Genomic DNA, 19812 nt, shown 5'->3' on the forward strand with positions numbered 1-19812 from the left:
CTCTGCAGCGCATCCGCTTCTGTCTCGGCTTGCGTTTCGGTGAACCAGTCCGAACACGCTGAGCCGCGCCTGCCGCTCTGGCGCGCCTCTTTTCGCATGGCCTTGGTGGCCGCCGCCAGCGTGGTGGCCGTGGGTTTGATGGCAACCGGCCTCACCGGCTGTGCCGACATGTCGGGCATCGCAACGCATTCCAGCCTGCGTGACGCGCCTTCGCTGGGCCTCGCTGCCGACACCGCCGGCCAAACGCCGGCCCAGGCGCCCATGGCTGCCGAATGGTGGCGCGAGTTTGGCGATGTGCAGCTCAACGGCCTGGTCGACCAGGCCCTGCAAACCAGCCCGACCTTGAAGCTCGCGCAGGCCCGTCTGGCGCGCGCACTGGCCGTCACCGAGGTTGCCGATGCCGCCACGCTGCCGCAAGTCACCGGGCAGCTGGACCTGACGCGCCAGCAATACACCGCCAATGGCGCAGTGCCCGCACCACTGGCAGGCTCCATCCGCAACAGCGGTACCGCGCAGCTCGCGGTGAGCTGGGAGCTTGATTTTTTCGGCAAGAACCGCGCCGCACTGGACGCCGCGCTGGGCACCGCCAGCGCGGCTGAAGCAGACGCGCAGGCCGCACGCTTGCTGCTGGCCAGCAATGTGACCCGCACCTACTTTCAGCTGGTTCGCCTGAATGAGCAGGTGGCTGTGGCCCGCCGAACACTCGCCCAGCGTGAAGAAACCCTCAAGCTGGTGCGCGACCGCGTCGACGCCGGCCTGGACACCCGCCTGGAGCTGCGCCAGAGCGAAGGCGGCCTGCCCGAAGCGCGCCTGCAGCTCGAAACCCTGCAAGAGCAGATGGCCCTCACGCGCAATGCGCTGGATGCCCTCATTGGCAAGCCAAATGACACCGCAGCCCTTTCCCTTCCGGCGCAAGCAGCTATTAAAAACGTAGCAACCGCCACGGCCATTCCCGCCGACCTGCTGGGCCGGCGCGCCGACATCGCCGCCGCACGCTGGCGTGTTGAAGCTTCGTCCAAAGACGTGGTCAACGCCAAAACCCAGTTCTATCCCAACGTCAACCTGGTCGCTTTTGCCGGTTTTTCCAGCATCGGCCTGGGCCGTTTGCTTGACTCCGGCAGCCAGCAGTGGGGCGTCGGGCCGGCCCTGCGCCTGCCGATTTTTGACGCCGGCCGCCTGCGCGCCAACCTGCGCGGCAAGACTGCCGACCTGGACGCCGCTGTCGAAAGCTACAACGCTGCCGTGATAGACGCGGTGCGCGATGTGGCCGACCAGGTGGCGTCATCGCAAGCCATCACGCGCCAGCAAACCGAACAGCGCGCCGCGCAGGAAGCCGCGGAAGGCGCCTATGACATCGCCGTGCAGCGCTACAAGGCCGGACTGGGTACCTACCTCAATGTGCTGACGGCCGAAACCAGCGTGCTGGCCCAGCGTCGCCTGGCGGTAGACCTCTCCGCCCGCGCGCTTGACACACAGGTCGCGTTGATACGCGCCCTGGGCGGCGGCTACGGCAATCCCTCGGCACAGGCGCCGCAAGCGCAGGGTGCTACAAAAACAATAGCTGCTGGCGCTCGTCCTGATTGGGCTACAGCCGGTTTTAATTCTGAAAAATTGCCCGCAGCGCATTAAGCGCCGGCCCAACGTCACGCAACGTCCCCGAATCAACCAACACCTGACACCATCATGAGCGACACAACTTCTACCAACTCCCCAGCTTCCGACGCGCCGGCACAGCCGCCCGCAGGAAACCCCCAACGCAAAAAGGCGCTGACGGCGCTTGCAGCCGTGGTGGTCGTTGCAGGGCTGGGTTGGTCAGCCTATGAATACCTGGTGGCCAGCCATTACGAGTCCACCGACAACGCCTATGTGCAGGGCAACGTGATCCAGATCACGCCGCAAATCGGCGGCACCGTGATGGCCATCATGGCCGACGACACCGACTTTGTGAAAGCCGGCCAGACGCTGGTGCAGCTTGATCCGGCCGATGCCAAAGTTGCGCTGGAGCAGGCCGAAGCCGCACTGGCCCAGGCCGTGCGCCAGGTGCGCACGCTCTACGCCAACAACGGCACCTTGGCGGCGCAGATCGCGCTGCGTGATGCCGATGTGGTCAAGGCGCAAAGCGACATCGCCCGCGCCAGCGACGACCTGAACCGCCGCCAGTCGCTCACCGGCAACGGCGCAGTGTCCAAGGAAGAACTCAACCACGCGCAGACGCAGTTGGCCACCGCCAAAAGTGCGCTGACTGCGGCGCAGGCCGGTGTGGTCGCCGCACGTGAGCAGCTCACCAGCAACCAGGCCCTGACCGAAGGCACCAGCGTCGAGCAGCACCCCAGCGTGCAGGTTGCCGCCGCCCGGGTGCGTGAGGCCTACCTGGCCACACAGCGCGCCGCGCTGCTGGCACCCGTGGACGGCTATGTGGCCAAGCGCACGGTGCAACTCGGCCAGCGCGTGGCCGCCGGCGCACCGATGATGTCCATCATCCCGCTCAACCAGGTCTGGGTCGACGCCAACTTCAAGGAAGTCCAGCTGCGCAACATCCGCATTGGCCAGCCCGTGACATTGGTAGCTGACCTGTATGGCAAGAAGGTGGAATACAAAGGCAAGGTGGCCGGCCTGGGTGTCGGCACCGGTGCGGCTTTCTCGCTGCTGCCCGCACAAAACGCCACCGGCAACTGGATCAAGGTGGTGCAGCGCGTTCCGGTGCGCATCGCGCTGGACGCCAAGCAGCTGGCCGACAACCCGCTGCGCGTGGGCTTGTCGATGGACGCCGAAGTGGACGTGAGCAGCAAGGACGGCAAGACGCTGGCCGATGCGCCACGCGACGCCGCCCTGGCACACAGCCAGACTTACGGCACACCTGACGATGCCGCCGACAAGGATGTGCAGCGCGTCATTGCCGCCAACACCGGCAAATCCGTGAAGCTGGCCAAGCCCGCCGTCGCAGTCAGGCCAGCCTTGCCGCAGGGCGGCGCTGTTTCGCCCGCCCAGGCCGGCACCGATGCGCAGCGCCTCGCGTTCAGCCACACGCTGTCGCTGGCTGGCAACCGCGTGGCGCCGTAAGTCACAGCCTCACACACAACCCGCACTTCCAGCCCGCGCAACCGCAGCGATCTCCCGTAGCGGTTTCCACCAGCCCCTTATTCGCAAGGCTTTCATGGCTTCCGCACCTGCTCCCGCCTCCGCCTATGTCCAGCCGCCACCGCTGACGGGCTCTGCCCGCCTGTGGGGCACGCTGGCCCTGTCGGCTGCGACTTTCATGAACGTGCTCGACACGTCCATCGCCAACGTGTCGCTGCCCGCGATTGCCGGCGACCTGGGCGTGAGCCCCAACCAGGGCACCTGGGTCATCACCAGCTTTGGCGTGGCCAACGCGATTGCCGTGCCGCTCACCGGCTGGCTGTCGCAGCGCTTCGGCCAGGTGCGGCTTTTCACCACCAGCGTCATCCTGTTTGTCATCACCTCATGGCTGTGCGGCCTGGCGCCCAACATGACCACGCTGATCTTTCTGCGCGTGCTGCAGGGCCTGGTGGCCGGCCCCATGATCCCGCTGTCGCAGGCGCTGCTGCTGTCGAGCTACCCGAAAGCGCTGGCGGGGCTGGCCATGGCGCTGTGGTCCATGACAACGCTGATCGCGCCCGTCATGGGGCCGCTCTTAGGGGGATGGATCACCGACAACATTTCATGGCCCTGGATTTTTTACATCAACATCCCCGTCGGCTTCGGCGCTGCCTTCATCACCTGGAGCATCTTCAGGAAGCGCGAAAGCGTCACCCGAAAGCTGCCCATCGACTCGGTGGGGCTGGCGCTGCTGGTCATCTGGGTCGGCGCGCTGCAGATCATGCTCGACAAGGGCCAGGAGCTCGACTGGTTTCACTCTGGTGAAGTCATTGCGCTGGGCATCATCGCGCTGGTCGGCCTGATCGCCTTTGTGATCTGGGAGCTGACGGAAGAGCATCCGGTGGTCGACCTCACGCTGTTCAAAAAACGCAACTTCTGGGCCGGCGCGCTGGCGCTGTCGGTGGGCTACGGCCTCTTCTTCGGCAACGTGGTGCTGCTGCCGCTGTGGCTGCAGCAGTACATGGGCTACACCGCCACGCAGGCCGGCATGGTGCTGGCGCCTGTCGGCGCCTTCGCGTTGCTGCTGTCGCCCGTGGTCGGCAAGAACATCGCCAAGGTGGACCCGCGCCGCTTCGCCGCGTTTGCCTTCATGGTGTTTGCGCTGGTGCTGTGGATGCGGTCCAACTTCAACACCCAGGCCGACTTCCGCACCATCATGATCCCGACCATCATCCAGGGTGTGGCCATGGCCTTCTTTTTCATCCCGCTGGTCACCATCACGCTGTCGGGCATCTCGCCCGACAAGATCCCCGCGGCATCCGGCCTGTCGAACTTCGTGCGCATCACGGCCGGCTCCTTCGGCACCTCGATTGCCACCACCATCTGGCAAGACCGCGCCGCCATGCACCACGCGCAGATCAGCGAATACGTGAACCAGGGCAGCACCGCCACCAACAGCGCCCTCACAGGCCTGGCCGGCGCCGGCCTCACGCCTGACCAGGCGCTGGGCACCATCAACCGCCTGGTCGACCAGCAGGCCTACATGCTGGCCGCCAACGACGTGTTTTATGCCTCCTCGCTGATCTTCCTGCTGCTGATTCCACTGGTGTTCCTGACGCGGCATACCAAGGCGGGGGCGGGGAGTGCGGACGCCGCGGCCGGGGCGCACTGAAGCCTCTGGTCGGGGCTGAAACGAAGACGGCGCCTTGTGCGCCGTTTTGTTGTGCTATCAAATCAATAGCTGCTTTCGCTCGTCTGCATTGGTCTACGGGCATATTTCGTATCTAAAAGCAGCCCCAAAATGCTCAAAAATAAGGGATTTGACGCTGCCATGCCTCGCCAAGGCGCTGCAACCGCCTCCAAAGCGGTTTTGGCCTTTTTTTAGGTATCAAAACGGGCTGCAGCCCAATCCGAATGTGCGCGAGCAGCTATCAAATCAATAGCGCTTCAGGCGAGCAGAGCATCCAGCGGGCTGGCTGTACCGCCGGCGGCAACCTTCAGCACATGCGTATAAATCATCGTGGTGCTCACGTCGCTGTGGCCCAGCAGTTCCTGTACGGTGCGGATGTCGGTGCCGGACTGCAGCAAATGGGTCGCGAAGCTGTGTCGCAGGGTATGAACGGATACGGGCTTGACGATGCCAGCCAGCGCGACAGCTTTTTTGAGGCTGCGTTGCAAGCGTTCTTCAAAAAGATGATGGCGTCGCTCTACGCCGGTGCGTGGGTCAATAGAGGGTTTGGGTGCCGGAAACATCCAGAACCATCCCCAGGTCTGACCAAGCCGCGGGTATTTGAGTTCAAGGGCGTCGGGCACCTGCACGCCGCTGCGCTGAGCCTGCCGGTCCATTTCCCATGTTGCGCGGGCAGTCAGCATCTGCAGCCGAAGAGCCGGTGCGAGCGAGCGCGGCAGCATCACCACACGGTCCTTGTTGCCCTTGGCTTCGCGCACGATGATGACGTGGCGGTCAAAGTCCACATCCTTGACCCGCAAGCGCATTCCTTCCATCAGCCGCATGCCGGTGCCATAAAGCAGGCGTGCGAGCAGGGAAGTTTCGCCGTCCATCACGGCCAGGAGACTGGCGATTTCTTCCTTCGTCAGTACGGAAGGAATTCGGCGAACCCGATTGGGGCGATTGAGCTCCGTGAGCCAAGGCAAGTCTGCCTCCAGTACTTCACGGTACAAAAACAGCAGCGCGCTCAAAGCCTGGTTGTGGGTGGCGCTTGAAACTTTGCGCTCATTGGCCAGCATCGTGAGGAACGCCTCCAGCTCGCGTGCTCCCATGTCGCGCGGGTGCGTCATGTGGCCGTTGCGGCCATGCCATCGGACAAAAAAACGGACCCAATACAGGTAAGTTTTCTCGGTGCTAAGGCTATAGTGCAAATACCGAACCCGCTCCCGGACCTGATCCAGCAAGCGGGCAGACTGCAGTGGAGGATTGCGGGGTTTCACAGAATTTTTATACCTGTATGAAATTACAGTATATTTCTTTGAATCCCAGCATGCAAGCGGCTTACAGGAGGTTTTAATGTCCAGATTAGATTGCAAGCGCCAGGTTATACCGCAGGTTTTGCGGCATACATTACGTTAGATGGCAATGGAATTCGTCGCCTTCCTTGCGCTGCTTTTTTTTCCCGTAGTGATTTATGGACTGCAAGCCATTGGGGTACTAAGCAAGGGTGCAAGTGACGCCGTACTTGGAGCGGGTTGCATCTTTGTTGGAGTTTGCTTCCTGCTCTTTTGCCTGGCTATCTTTGTCGAATCGGGCCAGACTGTGAATCCATCTAAGCACGGGCCAGTCACTTTGCTCGCTGGTGAGAGTGACTTCAGGCGCCTCGCAGCTGCAGCGTTCTGCCTGTTTCTGGGCGGTGGGCTTGTCTACGCAGGTTTGGAATTTCTGAGAAAAAAGGGAGGTGAGCGTTGAGCAACAAGCCATCTAACTGGTCGGCCCAGAGGCGACGGCCTGCGGCCGCGCCTGGCCTTCAACGTTAAACAGCAATGGACAGTTCTTCTGCGCGCCACGTCCTGAACGGCGAAGAACCGGGCATTTCGGGCCAGGCTTGCACTGGCTTTTTCCTTCAACATTCCTATGCGGACGGACAGATCATTGATCAGGTAAACGTCGCGTATTTGAAATTTAAGGATCAGTGGTACCGGCTTTACTTCGAGGCTGGAACGATCTTCTGGCGGGTATCAGTTGCTCCGGCCATGGCGGAAAATTCAGACCTCCTCTCCGGGTTGCTGCTAAACGATTTGTCTGGAATGAGTACGGTTGTTGGCCAGACACTTGACTCGCTGAGCTATCTTGCCAACGATGCTGGCGATGTGGGGGCTTGTTTGGAATTTCGCAATGGAAAAGTTCTTCGCTTCTCCTATTTGGTCGAGTTAGACGCAACGCGTCTTGCTGCTTAACATGTCGATCGACACGGACCCACACCTACAGAAGGCGGCTCCGCCGCGGATGGTGGTGGTCCGGTCATCGTTACGTTAGACCGCAAGAATGAACGTTGTGCTTGTTCTCCTTAGCGTCATCGGTTGCCTAAGCATCGCTACTTTTGCCACCTGGCTTTTCTCGGAGCGGTTGCGGTCCGGCAAGTCCCCACGTCGCTCATTCACTGAATGGGTGAAACACCTTGCGGAGGCTGTGTGGGGCCTATAGCGTTTTCCCATTTCCGCGCTTTGCGGTCTAACAAGGCAGTCGAGACGGACACCCAAGGGCGTCCGAGCCTGCGGCGCTCCGAGTTCCTTGGGCGCCGCTCACTTCCACGTTAAGGCGCAAAAAAATGCCCCGAGAAGCCTGCATCGTTTCCGCCCGCGATGGTCTGAGTCTCACGATTTCAAATTTTGTGAGCGAGGATGCGTCTCATATTTCTGAATCTTTCCTTGTCGAGGTAAAGGCATACGACATACGAGCTGAAGCTAGGGCGTCTACATACATGGCCAATGACCTCGGGGCGTTTTTTCAATCTATCGCCACTGATTGGAAAGGCTGGAAGGGCGAAAAGCTGTGGAGCACCCTTGAAAACGAGCTCGAATTGAAAGCAACCTCAGACTCTCTCGGTCACGTCCGTTTGGAATTCGTCCTACGCAAACCTCATACGGATTTCAATTGGGATGTTCGTGCTGCGCTCGAGTTGGAGGCGGGGCAGCTCGATAGAATCGCGCAGGATGTGCAGCTTGCCTGGAATGCGCCTTAACATGTCGCTCGACTCGGAAACACGCCTGCAGGCGGCGGCTTCGCCGCGAGTGGCGTATTCCGGTCAGCTTCAACGTTAGAAGGTAAGACGTGAGGAAATCGCTTTCTCTAGCTGTGCTGCTTGTGATGGCTTTGTCCGTCTGCATTGCAGCTGGCACGGCTCTCTACCGGTGGCTGAACGATGGCGACAAAGTCACGTGCATCGCCAATGAGTTCACCTTCGGATGTGGAAGTATCTTGGGCTGGGTTCTTTCCGCTCTTGGCGTGCTTGTTTTAATCGGCCTTGTCTTGTTCTGGGAGCGTTATCGTGGTGACTGACCAAATGCCTTCTAACAGGGCGCTCGACACGGAAACGCAACTTCAAGTTCCGGCGTCGCCGCATGTGTTTCGTTCCGGTCAGCTTCAACGTTAGGCACCTCATATGAAACACTACGTCGCAACACTCCTTCTAGCCACGAGCTGCGCAATCTGCCTGGCGCAGTCCGAAGTACCGCTTGAGGAGTCGCGGGGCGCAGCGCAAGCTCTCGGATATGCGAGCGTTTCCCAGGCGCTTGAGTCCCTCAAGGCGAAGCCTGGTGTCAGCATCAACATCACCAAACCCGACGGCTGGGTCATCATCAACGAGCCCAACCCGGCATTTGCCGTGTGGTCGTTCACTCCAGAAGGTCACTATGCGCATCCGGCCGTCGTGCGCCGCATCATCCAGCAGCGGCCAAACGGAGAGGTCTACGTTGAAATGGCCGCTCTTTGCCAGGCCACGAAAGAGCCATGCGACAAGCTCATTCGAGAGTTTCAACAACTCAACGAACGCATGCGCGAGCAAGTACGTGCTCGTATGCAGCAAGGCAAGGCGCAGCAGTGAATACACCGGTGCCTAACCCTTCCATCGAGCGGACGTCTTCCAGCAAGCTTCGCTTGCTTCCAGCCGCCGCTCAAGTCAAACGTTAAACCTGATATGGAGCCGTTCTCGTTCGTCGATCAGCTTGAAGAGGGCGCGCCACGCCGGGTGCTGGCGCGAGTTTCCTTTCTCGCGACCGAGGAAGGCGGCCGCCGTGGGCCTTGCAGGGGGCCGTATCGACCGAATCACAATTTTGGTGGACCGGATGACCGGTGGTTCTATATCGGACAACTCCAAATTCCCGAGGGTGAAGTTGTGAGTCCCGGAGAAACTCGCACCCTGGAGGTCCTGTTTCTGAACGGCCTTGGACTTACTGAGTTCCTGCATGTGGGCCGCCGGTGGCGCATCCAAGAGGGCCCGAAACTGGTGGCCAACGCTGAAGTATTAGAGGTGCGTGGTGAGGCTTAACATGTCAATCGACGCGGACCCACAACAGCAGAGGGCGGCTCCGCCGCTCATGTTGGTGGTCCGGTCATCTCTACGTTAGGCCTCAGCACACATGCCAGTAAGCTTTTCCCTCGACGCTACCGACTTCAAGCTGCTGGAGCGCGCCGTGGTAGCCCGCTTTGAGCGGAATCACGGACGGATGAATTTGGCCTTCTTTGCGCAGGTGCTTGCATGGATGTTCATTGCTCTCGCAGCGTTCACCTTCTTTAAGCAGTGGGAGAGAACGCCTGATGTCGCACGAGGCTACGGAGTAATTCTGTTCTTCGCAGTTGTCGGCTTCCTGTTTGCCTGTGTTCGGCCGCTAGCGGGGCAGTGGCTCTACCAAAAGTATGTTTCCGCCGCGAACAGCGCATTCACCGAGAAGCAATCGGTGGACCTTCAGGACGGCTCGCTAGTCTTGGAGTCAGCGTCCGCCAGGTCAGTTGTCCGTCGGACGGCGATCATCGACTGTTCGGAAGACGACCGAAACCACTACCTGTTTCTCACCGGAGTCCAGGCAATTGCTATTCCTAAGGCCACAGCCGCCACTCTCGGCGCTGAGTTTTCCGCCTTCCTGGCAGGCTGCGCACATGAGGCCTAACAGGTCAATCGACACGGACGTCGACGCGGCGGGCTTCGCCCGCCTATGCGCCGCCGGTCATTTCCGACGTTAGGTGGCTGCTATGGCACGATCAGTCATTTCAAGCCGAAGCGGCGGGATCGTACGGCTCCTCATTGCGTCTGCCCTATTGGTCGCTTTTGGCAGCTACTTTTTTTTACCTTGGCTGGGAAACGTTCATTGATGGTGAGGTGCTCATTAAAAGAAAGAACAGTAATCCGTACATGGCATATGCGCACGGTGAGAATTCAAAAGCCTTCTTCAGTTACTTTCGCGATTGGTTCTGGGCCACCGGGCTCATCGTTCTCGCGGGTGTTGCTCTTCCGATTTGTTTGGTGCTTCTTCCCTCAAAGCAAAGGAACGATTGGTTTCATTTCTTTGGAGAAACTGCGGGAGGGATACGTAGCAATCTGCCGTGGGCTTTGGCGCTCTTGGTATGCATGGCGCTGTTTGGCTTGCTGGCTGACGAGGTTAGCGATCGCGGCCTGCCGCCAACGCGGCGCACAAAGCCACCCACCCCTTCGATCGATCGGATATCTTCCAGCGTGCTACCCACGCTTCCCGGCGCCGCTCATGTCCAACGTTAGACCGCATGAACCCGCAGCTCACGCAGCACATCGAGCAAGCCATCGCCCAAATTGAACCAATGGCCGCGCAGGGTTGGGCTGTGGCAGAGACCATTCTTCGGCAGTTGAAGTGGTGCCTATCGTTCTCTCGTGGGGAGGAGACGGAGCCTGCTCCCGGGCCATTCAGCATGGGACTAATCGCCACACGCGAGCTTGATATGTATGGTGACCAGCCCGACCTGGCTAGTATGATCAATAGAATTCAACAGGAGGTGGAGCGTGCGGTCTAGCTGGTCAGTCAACGCGGACGCCCAGAGGCGTCCGGCCGTTTCGCGGCCTTGGGTGGGCGCCGGTTACCTCGAACGTTAGACCTCAAAGTCACATCGCATGAGCCGCATCACCGTCCGCCAGGCCGTCTTGTCTGATCTCGCAGAACTCGCGAAGCTCTTCAACGAGTATCGCGAGTTTCAAGGAGAAAAGAGTGACTTGGCTGCTGCGCAACAGTTTCTTCAGGCGCGGTTCAATCACGGCGAGTCTGTCATCTTTATCGCACAAGACGAAAATGTGTCTTTAGGTTTTGCACAGCTGTATCCGAGCTATTCATCGGTCTCGCTGGAACGCGTCTTCGTGCTGAACGACCTCTTCGTGCACGAATTCGGCCGGCGGAAGGGCGTAGCCTCCGAACTATTGGCCGCTGTTGAAACCTATGCCTGGTCACTTGGCGCCGTCCGAGTCACACTGAATGTCGCAAGAACAAACAAGTCCGGTCAGGCACTTTATGAAGCACAAGGCTGGAGCCAAGACTCGCAGTTCTTTATGTACCACCGCTTTCCGAGCAAACTTTGAGCGTTACTCCAACATGAGGTCTAACCCTTCCATCGAGGGGATGCCTAAAAGGGTCATTCCTCATGTCAAACGTTAGTCGCCAGAAGGAGCACCATGGACAAACTATCACTCGAAGGTGGCTGCCAATGTGGTTCGGTTCGATATCGGGTCTCAGGCTCTCCGGTGATGGCCGCACTCTGCCATTGCTCGATGTGTCGGCGTGCCAATGCGGCGCCCGCGGTCGCGTGGGCAATGTTTCAAGAAGCGCAAGTCGATTTCACGAGACAGTTGCCAACGGTTTATGAGTCATCGCCGGGTTCGCGCCGCGGATTCTGTGCACGTTGCGGCACGCAAATCAGCTTTGCCGCGGATTACATTCCCGGGCTGATTGACGTCACGATCTGCAGTTTTGACGATCCAAGCCAGGTGGCACCTACGTTTCACTATTGGGAATCCAAGCGCCTTCCGTGGTTGCACGTTGCCGACCAACTGCCTCGATATCCCGAATTTCCACCAACTGAATGACCCTAGCCATGAAAAAGACGCTCACAGCACTCTTTTTTGGCATCTGCGCCATGGCTCAAGGCGCAGAACCGGCGCTCAAGTCATGGGATGGAAACTATCTATCGACCTTCGAGCTTGCGAAGGAGATGCGAGTTGAGTCCTTCGAGACGCTTCTTGCGAGCTTCGTTCCATCGCGTTTGATCGCGGAAGATATGGCCCTGCAATACTGGGTTAAGAATCACGGGCTTCTCGCTGAAGAAGGCGTTGGCGCTACCGGCTTGTTTCGTATCGGAAGAGACATCAAGGACTTCGCGACGCGAGGAGAGTGGATTTGGGAAATCCGTGTCATTCACCACGGTTTAAGTCTTGACGGGGTTATCTGGATCAACGCGCACACAAAGAAGATTCGTGCCCTTGGCCCCAACTCGTAAGCCCGATGTTCTTTACAACTCCGTTCAAATGTCCTTTATTTCGCGCGCAGTGGAAGTCTCATGTTTTAACCTCAAAGAAAGTACTTGATGTCGCAAGATTTTCAGCCGTTCTACATCTTCGAGCACCCAAACTTCAAGGACGTTCATGACGCCCAACGCCAGAGCCGCCTGTACGGCTTCCGGTACCGGGCCGCGCATGAAAAGTTCGAGGCTCTGAGCCAGAAACTAACGAAATCCCTGCCAGCTGAGCTCCTGGAGAGGACACTTGCCAAACCGCTAGAGGAGGTGCCTGATAACTCTGCGCTGTACATACTGAATATCACTCCGGAGGGGCGTCAAACGTTCCTTCCTGTCATGCTGGCGGAGGCCCTTGCGCTTGGATTCTCTGTACTTGATGATTCCGCGGGTCAGTGTCATTGCCCGGAGGGATTGTGGACTCTGGGAGGACTCCAGCCACAGGCGTAGCGAGGCTTCCATGTCGCGTGGATGCATCATGCGGACATTGCGGCCATGCCGGCGGACAAAAAAAGGACCCAACACAGGTAAGTTTTTACGGTGCCAAGGCTATAGTGCAAATACCGAATCAGCTCCCGGACCTGGTCCAGCAAGCGGGCAGACTGCAAGGGCGGATTGCGGGGCTTCACGGAATTTTTATCACTCTTTGAATCTACAGAATACTTCCTTGAAACCCAGCGTGCAAGCGCATTACGGGAGGTTTTAATGTCCAGATTAGATTGCAAGCGCCGGGTTATACCGCAGGTTTTGCGGCATACATTACGTTAACCCTCAATGGCTGCAAGGTTCACGTTCGTTCCTCCAGATGCCTGGGCGAAGGGCGACTACCGCCACGGCGCGCATATCGACAAGGGCGCCTGCTCTATAGAGGGCCTAGCCGCGGTAGTCGGCGCACGGTTGGAGTCCTACATCGAGGACGGTCTCGGCCCTGCGAAGTGTTTCGGTGCGCGGTCCGATAGCGGGCGCCAAGTCGGGTTCGAAGAGTTCGAGCAAAGTCCTGCGGGCGGCGTGGAGCTATTGGTTCTCTTTGAAAACGGAGTCTGCAAGCGCCGTGACATCCTCGACGCACTAGATTTTTTTTGGGATTTCCGAGCACTCAGTCGGTTGGTTCGCTCCGGGAGCAATCGATGGTTAACATGTCAATCGACACGGACCCACGACATCACAAGGGGGCTTTGCCGTAAGGTGATGTGGTCCGGTCATCTTCACGTTAGGCCTCGGAATACAGCCCACCCATCAACGCTCAGGAGGCAAAGTGGCTCGTCAAATCGTCTTTACGCCAAAGGCGGCCAAGCCGCCGCCGGCCTACAGTCAAGCCGTCAAAGCAGCCGGCCTGGTGTTCGTCTCTGGCACAGCCCCGGCCGATCCGGGTACGGGCGCGATCAAAGGCGCAACCATTCAGGAGCAAACTCGGCAGTGCCTGACCAACATACAGGCCATTCTTGAGGAAGCGGGTAGTTCGCTAGACAAGCTTGTCAGTGTCACAGTCGTGCTAGCGGACGAAGACGACTTCCCGGGAATGAATGAGGAATGGCTCAGGTGGTTTCCTTCGAATCCGCCAGCTCGCCAGGGCGCCAAGCTTCCTGCACGCATCCCTGGTCTGAAGGTCTCCATTGCGGCAGTCGCCGAGGCCTAACCCTTCCATCGAGGGGACGTCCACAATCAGGCTTGGCCTGCTTGTGGCCGCCCCTCATGTCAAACGTTAGATTTTCAAATGTACGCGCTCACGGTTTTAGTATTTCTGGTCCTGCCTGTTGGTATGGCGTCATTTCTTCTCTGGCGCGCCTATCAGATGGGAGTCAAAGGCCGCGTTGAACTTACACATCAATGGATTTCGCGCCCGCCTGAAGGCATTGAAGCATTTGCGCGATGGTTTGCTTGGCGCGACTTAACGTTTGGAGCGGGCCTGTTGGCTTGCCTGATGCTGCTACTGGCTATGCCCCAATACTTTGCCGCGTGGATACCTCTCATGGCACTATTCGGTTTCATACATCAAGGATTCACTGGCTATGCACTTCACAAGCTCAGGAAAAGAAATTCAATCTAACAGGGTGCTCGTCGCGGACAAGCAGCGTCAGAATGCCGCTTTGCGGCGCGTGCTGCGTGCCGTACAGCGCCGACGTTAAACCTCAAGAGAAGTCACGCGATGGACGCGCACCTGAAACTACGACCGTACGAAGCGCTAATCTCGCATTCAGGCCCGCTTGCCGCTGTCTTTCGTGTCACCGTAGTGGCTAGAAGTCTCGACGATGCGACGGAACGGCTGGAGAGTGAATATGGGCATGGTCGCGTGTACAGTCTTTGGAATGAAGACGACGCGAACAAGCCGAGGAGTGCAAATTGAACAGTGTGATCGGTTGGACGGCGAGGCTTAACAGGTTCGTCGAATGGACCCACAACGGCGGCCAACGTGGTCGCCATTCTTCAAGGCTGAGTGCGCCGTCGCGGTTCACTCACGGCCGACGTTAAAGCTCACATGCATTTCTTTGCCTGCACTGCGGCACTTGCCCTTGTGATCTGCTATGTGCCGGCAATTGCATGTAGTCCGGCGCCCCCGCCACTTGTGCTCGACATGGCGGGCAAGCCAGTCAATTCCCCAGTCCCGGTTCGACGGCACGAGTTCAATGCAGTGGTGCTTGGGATGGCCGAGGTAGAGGCTCCTCCGCGACTACCAGGGTGGCCAGCGACGAAGGTGCACGCACTGCGCGTTCGAGTTTCACAAGCTACCGTTGGAACTCTATCCGTCGGATCCGAGCACTCGATTTACTTCGCCGGGATCGGCGCAGATTGCTTGCCTGAGGCAGTTTCGGTTCCTGCCAGTTGGTTCCCAGTGGGCTCCCTGGTGTCGGTACGAACGGACAACCTGGTCACGGGGAGTATTGAACGTGCCAAAGATCGGAAGCCCTAGCTTGGAACAGCTCACTATCTGTCGACTCAGGCCGCACAGCCCGCAGCCGCTCCTCGAAGATCGCCACGTGTCTGAGGTTCGAGACATGAAAACCTTGGGAGCTGGCGCTCGGCCGGTGAGCCTTAACATGTCAATCGACGCGGACCCACCACAGCAGGCTGCGGCTTCGCCGCTCGTGTTGGCGGGCCGGTCATTTCTACGTTAGAGCGTGAAGTAGTGCTGTTTCAATGACCGTTGTTTGGAATTCCGTAGCACTGCTTCAAACCAAAAATACAAACTCAGCATCCGGTTCGACATGACACCAGACAATCAATTGAAACTGGCCCGACGCATGCTGGCTAGGCCCCCCGCAAGCTGCAGCTGGGATGACATGCTCAATCATGAAGACGACCTGATCTGGCACACCCAGTCGAGGCAACCGCATGTTGGGGAGCTTCGTTGTTGCGTCGACTCCATCGGGCTGACCTTAGCCTTCCTCGCATTGCCCCCCGCCGGATGGCAACAGCTTGAGGACGAGTTCGGCAAGGCAGCGGTGGCGTTTCGCTTCATGATCCTGCCGGGCGACATTGATGTCTTTATCAAATCCTCGACTGCAGCTCGCCCGGTCCGTCTATATGACGATAGACCAGTAGTTCCTCCGGCGCCTCCGGCCGATCCGTTCGAGTCCGTGATGAAGCTCATAGATGCTGCTGTGACAAAGGTGGCGGCTTCTGTTGATAGCGAGACGCGGGTGCGTCCGTTGATGAACAAGAGAGGTGTGCTTCAGCTGTTGGTCATAACCAGCACCATCGTGACTCGCGATCAATTGCATCAGCTTCCAGCGTTCCGCAAGGCGCTGGAGCGCCTGCGCGCCCAGCTGCGTACCGAGAAAATCAATTTGCACAGTGTGTCGATCGAAGCGCAGGAGGTCATCGATCGGGTCAATCACTTGATTACAGCGGAGGACATACTAAAAAAGGGGGAGGCGCCGCATTTTCGCTTCGCTCAAGGACCATGGGATGCCATTCACCAGCTGTGGCCATTTGGCAAACGCTGATTCCCGGTCCGGGACTTGCACTCGCGCCATTTCCTGGCTGGCGCGGCCTTGTTCTCGCAGAAGTCCGACGCATACTCGGCCAGAATGCGGTCTAACCATTCGGTCAAGCGGACAGCCCCCCGTGGTACCGGGTTCTGCCGCTTACCTCAAACGTTAGAGGGCGCAAATGGTGGCATCCGTCGCGGTCGCGATCCTTACTTTCGTAGCAATGACGGCGCTATTCAGTGCCCTTGCACTGGCAGCGCATCAGTTTCTATTCATTGCCAAGTCGTATCGTGTACTCGGCAAAGTTGCGAGCGAATGGAGCTACCGAATGAACGGCATTCAGATGCGGTACTACAGAGTAGAATTTTGCCTGAATAATGGACAGTCAACTAACCTGCCTCTGCGGGTATGACATCGGCGATGGCTACCTTGGTGAATACCATTCGAAAGCTTTCGCGGATCAAAGAAAGAAGATTGAACCCTTCAGTGAAAGAGTGACGCTCGCGGCATCACGTACAGAGATGACACTTGCGATCAAGCTGAAGGGCGGAAGGATCAAGGCGTTTCGCGGAATCCCGTGTGATGGGGAAGATCAGCCTCTCTTTGAAGGTTACGTGGCAGCGCTCGGCTGGTTCATCGTAAGCAGTCATAGCTGGGAGAACCACAAGATCTTCCTCATCGACGAAGGGGTTGGGCGTGTCACCATCCTGCCGGACACGTCGCTACCTGTTGTATCACCAGATGGCAAGCATTTCGCTGTGTTCGGGGACAACTACGCGCATTCGCATAACGAGTTGCAGGTCTGGCGCAACACCAAAATCTAAGGTTGTAGTAGATGGCATTTGTATCACATACGCCCGGCGGCCTACTGGCGGCTAACTGGTTGCTCGTCGCGGACACGCAGCAGCAGGTTGCCGCTTCGTGGCGCTTGCTGCGTGCTGGACAGCGCCAACGTGAGGACTCAACATGCGCGTGATGCAACTTGTTGGCTTCGGTCTGATGACTTGCTTTTTGGTCACTTCCGTGTTGTTCGGCTTCAGCACGTATGCGACTTATCCGAGCATGTCGGGAACGTCGTTGGTCGAGGTTCGCGGAGCCGCGCATGCAATCGTCCAACTGCCGCCTCCACGTCGAGGCAACTCAGTGGTTTCCTTTGAGGTTGACGGCTACCCCGGCCGATTCTGGACTGATGCAGTCTCCTCCGTGCCGGTTGAGTGGGGACAGCGACCTGTGATACGAGTGTGGATTCCAGAACGTCATTCGTTTTCGCCGCAAGCGGACGGCTCGCGAAAGACCTACGGCCTGTGGATAAATGGAAAGGAACTGGTTTCACCAAGTACACGCTTGGAGGCTGAACGTGAGAATGTCCAAATGGGAAAGTTCTTCCTCAGCGCTCTGGGGATCATTGGTGTGTATTCTGGTTTTCGGTTCGTGACAGTCATGCGAGCACTGCGCAGGCGCTCTGTCGCAATCCCCCGTGAACCTCATTTGGGGAGGGGGCGTTGAGTCCTAACAAGTCAATCGACACGGACGTCGTCGCGGCGGGCTCCCCCGCCTATGCGCCGCCGGTCATTTCCGACGTTAGATGATGAACACACTCGCCATATGCGTCGTCGTTCTGGTCGTGGCGAACCTTGCCCTCGCTGCATGGGTTGTGCTTTCGCCGGCACTGACTACGACTCAGAAGACCTTTCAATGCCTGATCGTGTGGCTATTGCCTGTCCTTGGAGTAGTCTGCGTTTTGCTTGTGCACTTGGCCGACGCGGAGCCTCGCAGACGCAAAGCGCCTCCGCCGGGTGATGGTTCTGATCCAATGCCAGGAGGTACTCAATGAGCAAGTTGGCTCCTGCGTGCACATCTAACTGGTCAATCGACACGGAGCCACAACAGCAGGAGGCGGCGGCGCCGCAAGTGTTGGTGGTCCGTTCATTTTTACGTTAGGGTTTCATGGAGAAGCATGATGTGTGTCCAGAGTGCGGGAAGTCCTTCATGGGGCGCGCTCATCGATTGAAGATTACCGTGGCTCGCCTTTTCGGAATGCTACTTCCAACGAGCGCGGGCGAGGTACCTGGGGTAGTCCTATTCGGAGTTCGCTGCCCTGGATGCAACACGATCTTTCAAAGCCGGGAATTGCGCTACTTCGGCTGGCTAGGTTACCCTTCATATCTTGTGCTCTTGTTCGTCCTGTTGGTATCTCTGATGGGGATCGCACTATTCGTATGGAGTCGGTGAAATTGTGGCATTGAAACCTGACAGGTCAGTCAACGCGGACGCCCAAAGGCGTCCTGCTGCTTCGCGGCCACCTTGGGTGGGCGCCGATTATCTTCACGTTAGGAGTCATCAATGAGCACCCTTGTGAATGATTCTTCAGCCTTTGAGGCGCACCAACGACGCATGCTGCTGGAGATCCTGATAACGGTCCGCGATGGCTTCGTCGAAGCTGGAGTGAAGAAGGAGAAGAAGCTGCGGGAGTTGACTGAAAACCTGGCGTTCCATTTGGCATGCATCGTCGATGGGTCGAGGGTGATGAATACTGGCGCGGAATATGTGCACCCCGTACTGGCTTTTACGAAAGGCACAGGTAAGAAGCCAGACTACGCGGAGTTGGTCTACTCTGGTGGTGGCTCTTGGATGCACGAGCTACTTGACGAGGAACTCACAAATGAAGCATTCGAAAAGGATGATTCCTGACACGCCCGTTGAGTGGATCGCCTGTGGCGACCGCTCACATACACGTTAGATTTCACACAATCCTCGGGGGAAGCATTGATTCCATTGCACTTTCAGCCATCCATCGAAACAATAGATGGATATGCCAGCGATGCCATTCGGATGACGCAAAAGATCTACGCCGTCGACATTTCCTCCTTTGCCCCATCCACACTGCGCCGAGTCGACTCCGTTCTGGAAGAATGGAAAACCGGCGGTGCCAGGATGGAACAGGTAGCAAAGTCCATCTATGCCTTCGGTTCGTTTGCTGGTGAGGTTTTGCTTAGGGCCAGGCACGGCGAGTGGTTTAAGCCAGATCAACCCCCAAATGAAGAGGACTTCTTCGACTATCCGTTCCTGGCTGTTCGCCTGATAGGCGGAGCAGTTTGGCGCCCCATTAATCTTGGCTTTCAGATGATGGACTCAATGCCCAACTCAAGCTATTGGAACTCAATCGTCGATCTTCTTGGAAGAGTACCAGGTGAAGCCTGACCTATCAATCGACACGGACCCACAACAGCAGGAGGCGGCGTCGCCGCGAAGTGTTGTGCGCCGGTTATCTAACGTTAGGCGTCACAAGGCGCATAGCCGAACTGCTTACACCTGGAGACCCTGAATGAGCTATGACTTGCTTGTCTTTGCACCCGCTAAGGCGCCGAATGAACGCGAGGCATTTCTTTCCTGGTGGGAAGAGACATCCGAATGGTCTGAGGATCACAGCTACGACGATCCAAAGGTCTCCACACCAGAGCTTCAGGCTTGGTTCCTTGAGATGATCAAGTCGTACCCGGCAATGAACGGCCCCTTCTCTTCGGAAGAGTTTCCAGAGGATGATTCGGCTGTCACCGACTATAGCGTCGGGAAGGAAGCAATCTACGCCGCGTTCGCCTGGTCCAAGGCAGAAGCCGCATATGAGCAGGTCTTTAGCCTTGCAGCCAAGCATCAACTTGGGTTTTTTGATGCGAGCTCAGAAACCGGGGCAGTGTGGCTACCGGACGGGAAAGGCGGGCTCAAGCTTTCTCATCAAGGTAAGTCACCAGACACTGACGACAGTGACGCCTAGCCCTTCCATCGAGAGGACGTGGCCCGGCAAGCCGGGCGCCGCCTCTCATGTCAAACGTTAGGCCTCAGAGTCCAAGC

The 19812-nt window shown here is 58.2% G+C and carries 23 protein-coding genes; 22 read left to right on the forward strand and 1 reads right to left on the reverse strand.

Annotated features, from left to right (window positions below):
- Positions 1-96 precede the first annotated feature (96 nt).
- From AC1DYQ_RS10205 to AC1DYQ_RS10215, 3 genes are all read left to right on the forward strand, one after another.
- A complete protein-coding gene (locus tag AC1DYQ_RS10205; protein WP_477686915.1) occupies positions 97-1629 on the forward strand; it encodes an efflux transporter outer membrane subunit in 1533 nt (510 codons plus the stop codon).
- 54 nt (positions 1630-1683) lie between these two features.
- Entirely contained in the window at positions 1684-3060 is a 1377-nt protein-coding gene (locus tag AC1DYQ_RS10210) for an EmrA/EmrK family multidrug efflux transporter periplasmic adaptor subunit (protein ID WP_477686690.1), read from the forward strand.
- Positions 3061-3154: 94 nt separating this feature from the next.
- Complete coding sequence (locus AC1DYQ_RS10215) at positions 3155-4729, forward strand: DHA2 family efflux MFS transporter permease subunit (RefSeq protein ID WP_477648140.1); 1575 nt, start codon at positions 3155-3157, stop codon at positions 4727-4729.
- Between the two features lie 275 nt (positions 4730-5004).
- On the opposite strand, the gene AC1DYQ_RS10220 is transcribed toward AC1DYQ_RS10215, so the two are convergent.
- Positions 5005-6006: an integron integrase gene (locus AC1DYQ_RS10220; RefSeq protein WP_477686691.1), complete on the reverse strand. Its 1002-nt coding sequence runs from the start codon at positions 6004-6006 to the stop codon at positions 5005-5007.
- A gap of 145 nt (positions 6007-6151) precedes the next feature.
- Here AC1DYQ_RS10220 and AC1DYQ_RS10225 point away from each other — a divergent pair, with 145 nt between their 5' ends.
- From AC1DYQ_RS10225 to AC1DYQ_RS10315, 19 genes are all read left to right on the forward strand, one after another.
- Positions 6152-6478 (forward strand): hypothetical protein, encoded by a 327-nt coding sequence (locus AC1DYQ_RS10225; protein ID WP_477686692.1) that lies wholly within the window; start codon positions 6152-6154, stop codon positions 6476-6478.
- A gap of 74 nt (positions 6479-6552) precedes the next feature.
- Positions 6553-6966: a hypothetical protein gene (locus AC1DYQ_RS10230; RefSeq protein ID WP_477686693.1), complete on the forward strand. Its 414-nt coding sequence runs from the start codon at positions 6553-6555 to the stop codon at positions 6964-6966.
- Positions 6967-7337: 371 nt separating this feature from the next.
- Positions 7338-7751 (forward strand): DUF6228 family protein, encoded by a 414-nt coding sequence (locus tag AC1DYQ_RS10235; RefSeq protein WP_477686694.1) that lies wholly within the window; start codon positions 7338-7340, stop codon positions 7749-7751.
- 89 nt (positions 7752-7840) lie between these two features.
- A complete protein-coding gene (locus AC1DYQ_RS10240; protein WP_477686695.1) occupies positions 7841-8068 on the forward strand; it encodes a hypothetical protein in 228 nt (75 codons plus the stop codon).
- A gap of 103 nt (positions 8069-8171) precedes the next feature.
- Complete coding sequence (locus AC1DYQ_RS10245) at positions 8172-8612, forward strand: hypothetical protein (RefSeq protein WP_477668236.1); 441 nt, start codon at positions 8172-8174, stop codon at positions 8610-8612.
- A 93-nt stretch (positions 8613-8705) separates the two neighbouring features.
- On the forward strand, positions 8706-9056 hold the full coding sequence (locus AC1DYQ_RS10250; RefSeq protein WP_477686696.1) for a hypothetical protein: 351 nt from the start codon (positions 8706-8708) through the stop codon (positions 9054-9056).
- Between the two features lie 91 nt (positions 9057-9147).
- Positions 9148-9675 carry a hypothetical protein gene (locus AC1DYQ_RS10255; RefSeq protein WP_477686697.1) on the forward strand — a complete coding sequence of 176 codons (528 nt, stop codon included), beginning with the start codon at positions 9148-9150 and terminating at the stop codon, positions 9673-9675.
- A 134-nt stretch (positions 9676-9809) separates the two neighbouring features.
- Positions 9810-10280 (forward strand): hypothetical protein, encoded by a 471-nt coding sequence (locus tag AC1DYQ_RS10260; protein ID WP_477686698.1) that lies wholly within the window; start codon positions 9810-9812, stop codon positions 10278-10280.
- Between the two features lie 366 nt (positions 10281-10646).
- A complete protein-coding gene (locus AC1DYQ_RS10265; RefSeq protein ID WP_477686699.1) occupies positions 10647-11105 on the forward strand; it encodes an N-acetyltransferase family protein in 459 nt (152 codons plus the stop codon).
- A 93-nt stretch (positions 11106-11198) separates the two neighbouring features.
- Positions 11199-11609: a GFA family protein gene (locus AC1DYQ_RS10270; RefSeq protein WP_477686700.1), complete on the forward strand. Its 411-nt coding sequence runs from the start codon at positions 11199-11201 to the stop codon at positions 11607-11609.
- Positions 11610-11617: 8 nt separating this feature from the next.
- Entirely contained in the window at positions 11618-12019 is a 402-nt protein-coding gene (locus AC1DYQ_RS10275; RefSeq protein ID WP_477686701.1) for a hypothetical protein, read from the forward strand.
- 87 nt (positions 12020-12106) lie between these two features.
- The gene (locus tag AC1DYQ_RS10280) at positions 12107-12484 is read left to right on the forward strand and encodes a rhodanese-like domain-containing protein (RefSeq protein WP_477686702.1); all 378 of its coding nucleotides are present in this window, start codon (positions 12107-12109) and stop codon (positions 12482-12484) included.
- Positions 12485-13289: 805 nt separating this feature from the next.
- A complete protein-coding gene (locus tag AC1DYQ_RS10285) occupies positions 13290-13670 on the forward strand; it encodes a RidA family protein (protein ID WP_477686703.1) in 381 nt (126 codons plus the stop codon).
- 78 nt (positions 13671-13748) lie between these two features.
- Positions 13749-14081 (forward strand): hypothetical protein, encoded by a 333-nt coding sequence (locus AC1DYQ_RS10290; RefSeq protein WP_477686704.1) that lies wholly within the window; start codon positions 13749-13751, stop codon positions 14079-14081.
- Positions 14082-15180: 1099 nt separating this feature from the next.
- Positions 15181-15978, forward strand: coding sequence for a hypothetical protein (locus AC1DYQ_RS10295; protein ID WP_477686705.1), 798 nt, complete (start codon positions 15181-15183; stop codon positions 15976-15978).
- Positions 15979-16340: 362 nt separating this feature from the next.
- Positions 16341-16787, forward strand: coding sequence for a hypothetical protein (locus AC1DYQ_RS10300; RefSeq protein WP_477686706.1), 447 nt, complete (start codon positions 16341-16343; stop codon positions 16785-16787).
- 1519 nt (positions 16788-18306) lie between these two features.
- On the forward strand, positions 18307-18654 hold the full coding sequence (locus AC1DYQ_RS10305) for a hypothetical protein (RefSeq protein ID WP_477667528.1): 348 nt from the start codon (positions 18307-18309) through the stop codon (positions 18652-18654).
- A 12-nt stretch (positions 18655-18666) separates the two neighbouring features.
- Positions 18667-19164: a hypothetical protein gene (locus AC1DYQ_RS10310; RefSeq protein WP_477686707.1), complete on the forward strand. Its 498-nt coding sequence runs from the start codon at positions 18667-18669 to the stop codon at positions 19162-19164.
- 124 nt (positions 19165-19288) lie between these two features.
- Positions 19289-19735, forward strand: a complete 447-nt coding sequence (locus tag AC1DYQ_RS10315; protein WP_477686708.1) for a hypothetical protein — start codon at positions 19289-19291, stop codon at positions 19733-19735.
- The last annotated feature ends 77 nt before the right edge of the window (positions 19736-19812 follow it).

The sequence above is a fragment of the Polaromonas sp. P1_F4 genome (genome assembly GCF_056405675.1).

Excerpts from the sequence above, each read along its gene's own strand:
- AC1DYQ_RS10205 (WP_477686915.1), top strand. The coding sequence starts at position 97 with ATGGCCTTGGTGGCCGCCGCCAGCGTGGTGGCCGTGGGTTTGATGGCA.
- AC1DYQ_RS10210 (WP_477686690.1), top strand. The coding sequence starts at position 1,684 with ATGAGCGACACAACTTCTACCAACTCCCCAGCTTCCGACGCGCCGGCA.
- AC1DYQ_RS10215 (WP_477648140.1), top strand. The coding sequence starts at position 3,155 with ATGGCTTCCGCACCTGCTCCCGCCTCCGCCTATGTCCAGCCGCCACCG.
- AC1DYQ_RS10225 (WP_477686692.1), top strand. The coding sequence starts at position 6,152 with ATGGAATTCGTCGCCTTCCTTGCGCTGCTTTTTTTTCCCGTAGTGATT.
- AC1DYQ_RS10230 (WP_477686693.1), top strand. The coding sequence starts at position 6,553 with ATGGACAGTTCTTCTGCGCGCCACGTCCTGAACGGCGAAGAACCGGGC.
- AC1DYQ_RS10235 (WP_477686694.1), top strand. The coding sequence starts at position 7,338 with ATGCCCCGAGAAGCCTGCATCGTTTCCGCCCGCGATGGTCTGAGTCTC.
- AC1DYQ_RS10245 (WP_477668236.1), top strand. The coding sequence starts at position 8,172 with ATGAAACACTACGTCGCAACACTCCTTCTAGCCACGAGCTGCGCAATC.
- AC1DYQ_RS10250 (WP_477686696.1), top strand. The coding sequence starts at position 8,706 with ATGGAGCCGTTCTCGTTCGTCGATCAGCTTGAAGAGGGCGCGCCACGC.
- AC1DYQ_RS10255 (WP_477686697.1), top strand. The coding sequence starts at position 9,148 with ATGCCAGTAAGCTTTTCCCTCGACGCTACCGACTTCAAGCTGCTGGAG.
- AC1DYQ_RS10265 (WP_477686699.1), top strand. The coding sequence starts at position 10,647 with ATGAGCCGCATCACCGTCCGCCAGGCCGTCTTGTCTGATCTCGCAGAA.
- AC1DYQ_RS10270 (WP_477686700.1), top strand. The coding sequence starts at position 11,199 with ATGGACAAACTATCACTCGAAGGTGGCTGCCAATGTGGTTCGGTTCGA.
- AC1DYQ_RS10275 (WP_477686701.1), top strand. The coding sequence starts at position 11,618 with ATGAAAAAGACGCTCACAGCACTCTTTTTTGGCATCTGCGCCATGGCT.
- AC1DYQ_RS10280 (WP_477686702.1), top strand. The coding sequence starts at position 12,107 with ATGTCGCAAGATTTTCAGCCGTTCTACATCTTCGAGCACCCAAACTTC.
- AC1DYQ_RS10290 (WP_477686704.1), top strand. The coding sequence starts at position 13,749 with ATGTACGCGCTCACGGTTTTAGTATTTCTGGTCCTGCCTGTTGGTATG.
- AC1DYQ_RS10300 (WP_477686706.1), top strand. The coding sequence starts at position 16,341 with ATGGACAGTCAACTAACCTGCCTCTGCGGGTATGACATCGGCGATGGC.
- AC1DYQ_RS10305 (WP_477667528.1), top strand. The coding sequence starts at position 18,307 with ATGAGCACCCTTGTGAATGATTCTTCAGCCTTTGAGGCGCACCAACGA.
- AC1DYQ_RS10315 (WP_477686708.1), top strand. The coding sequence starts at position 19,289 with ATGAGCTATGACTTGCTTGTCTTTGCACCCGCTAAGGCGCCGAATGAA.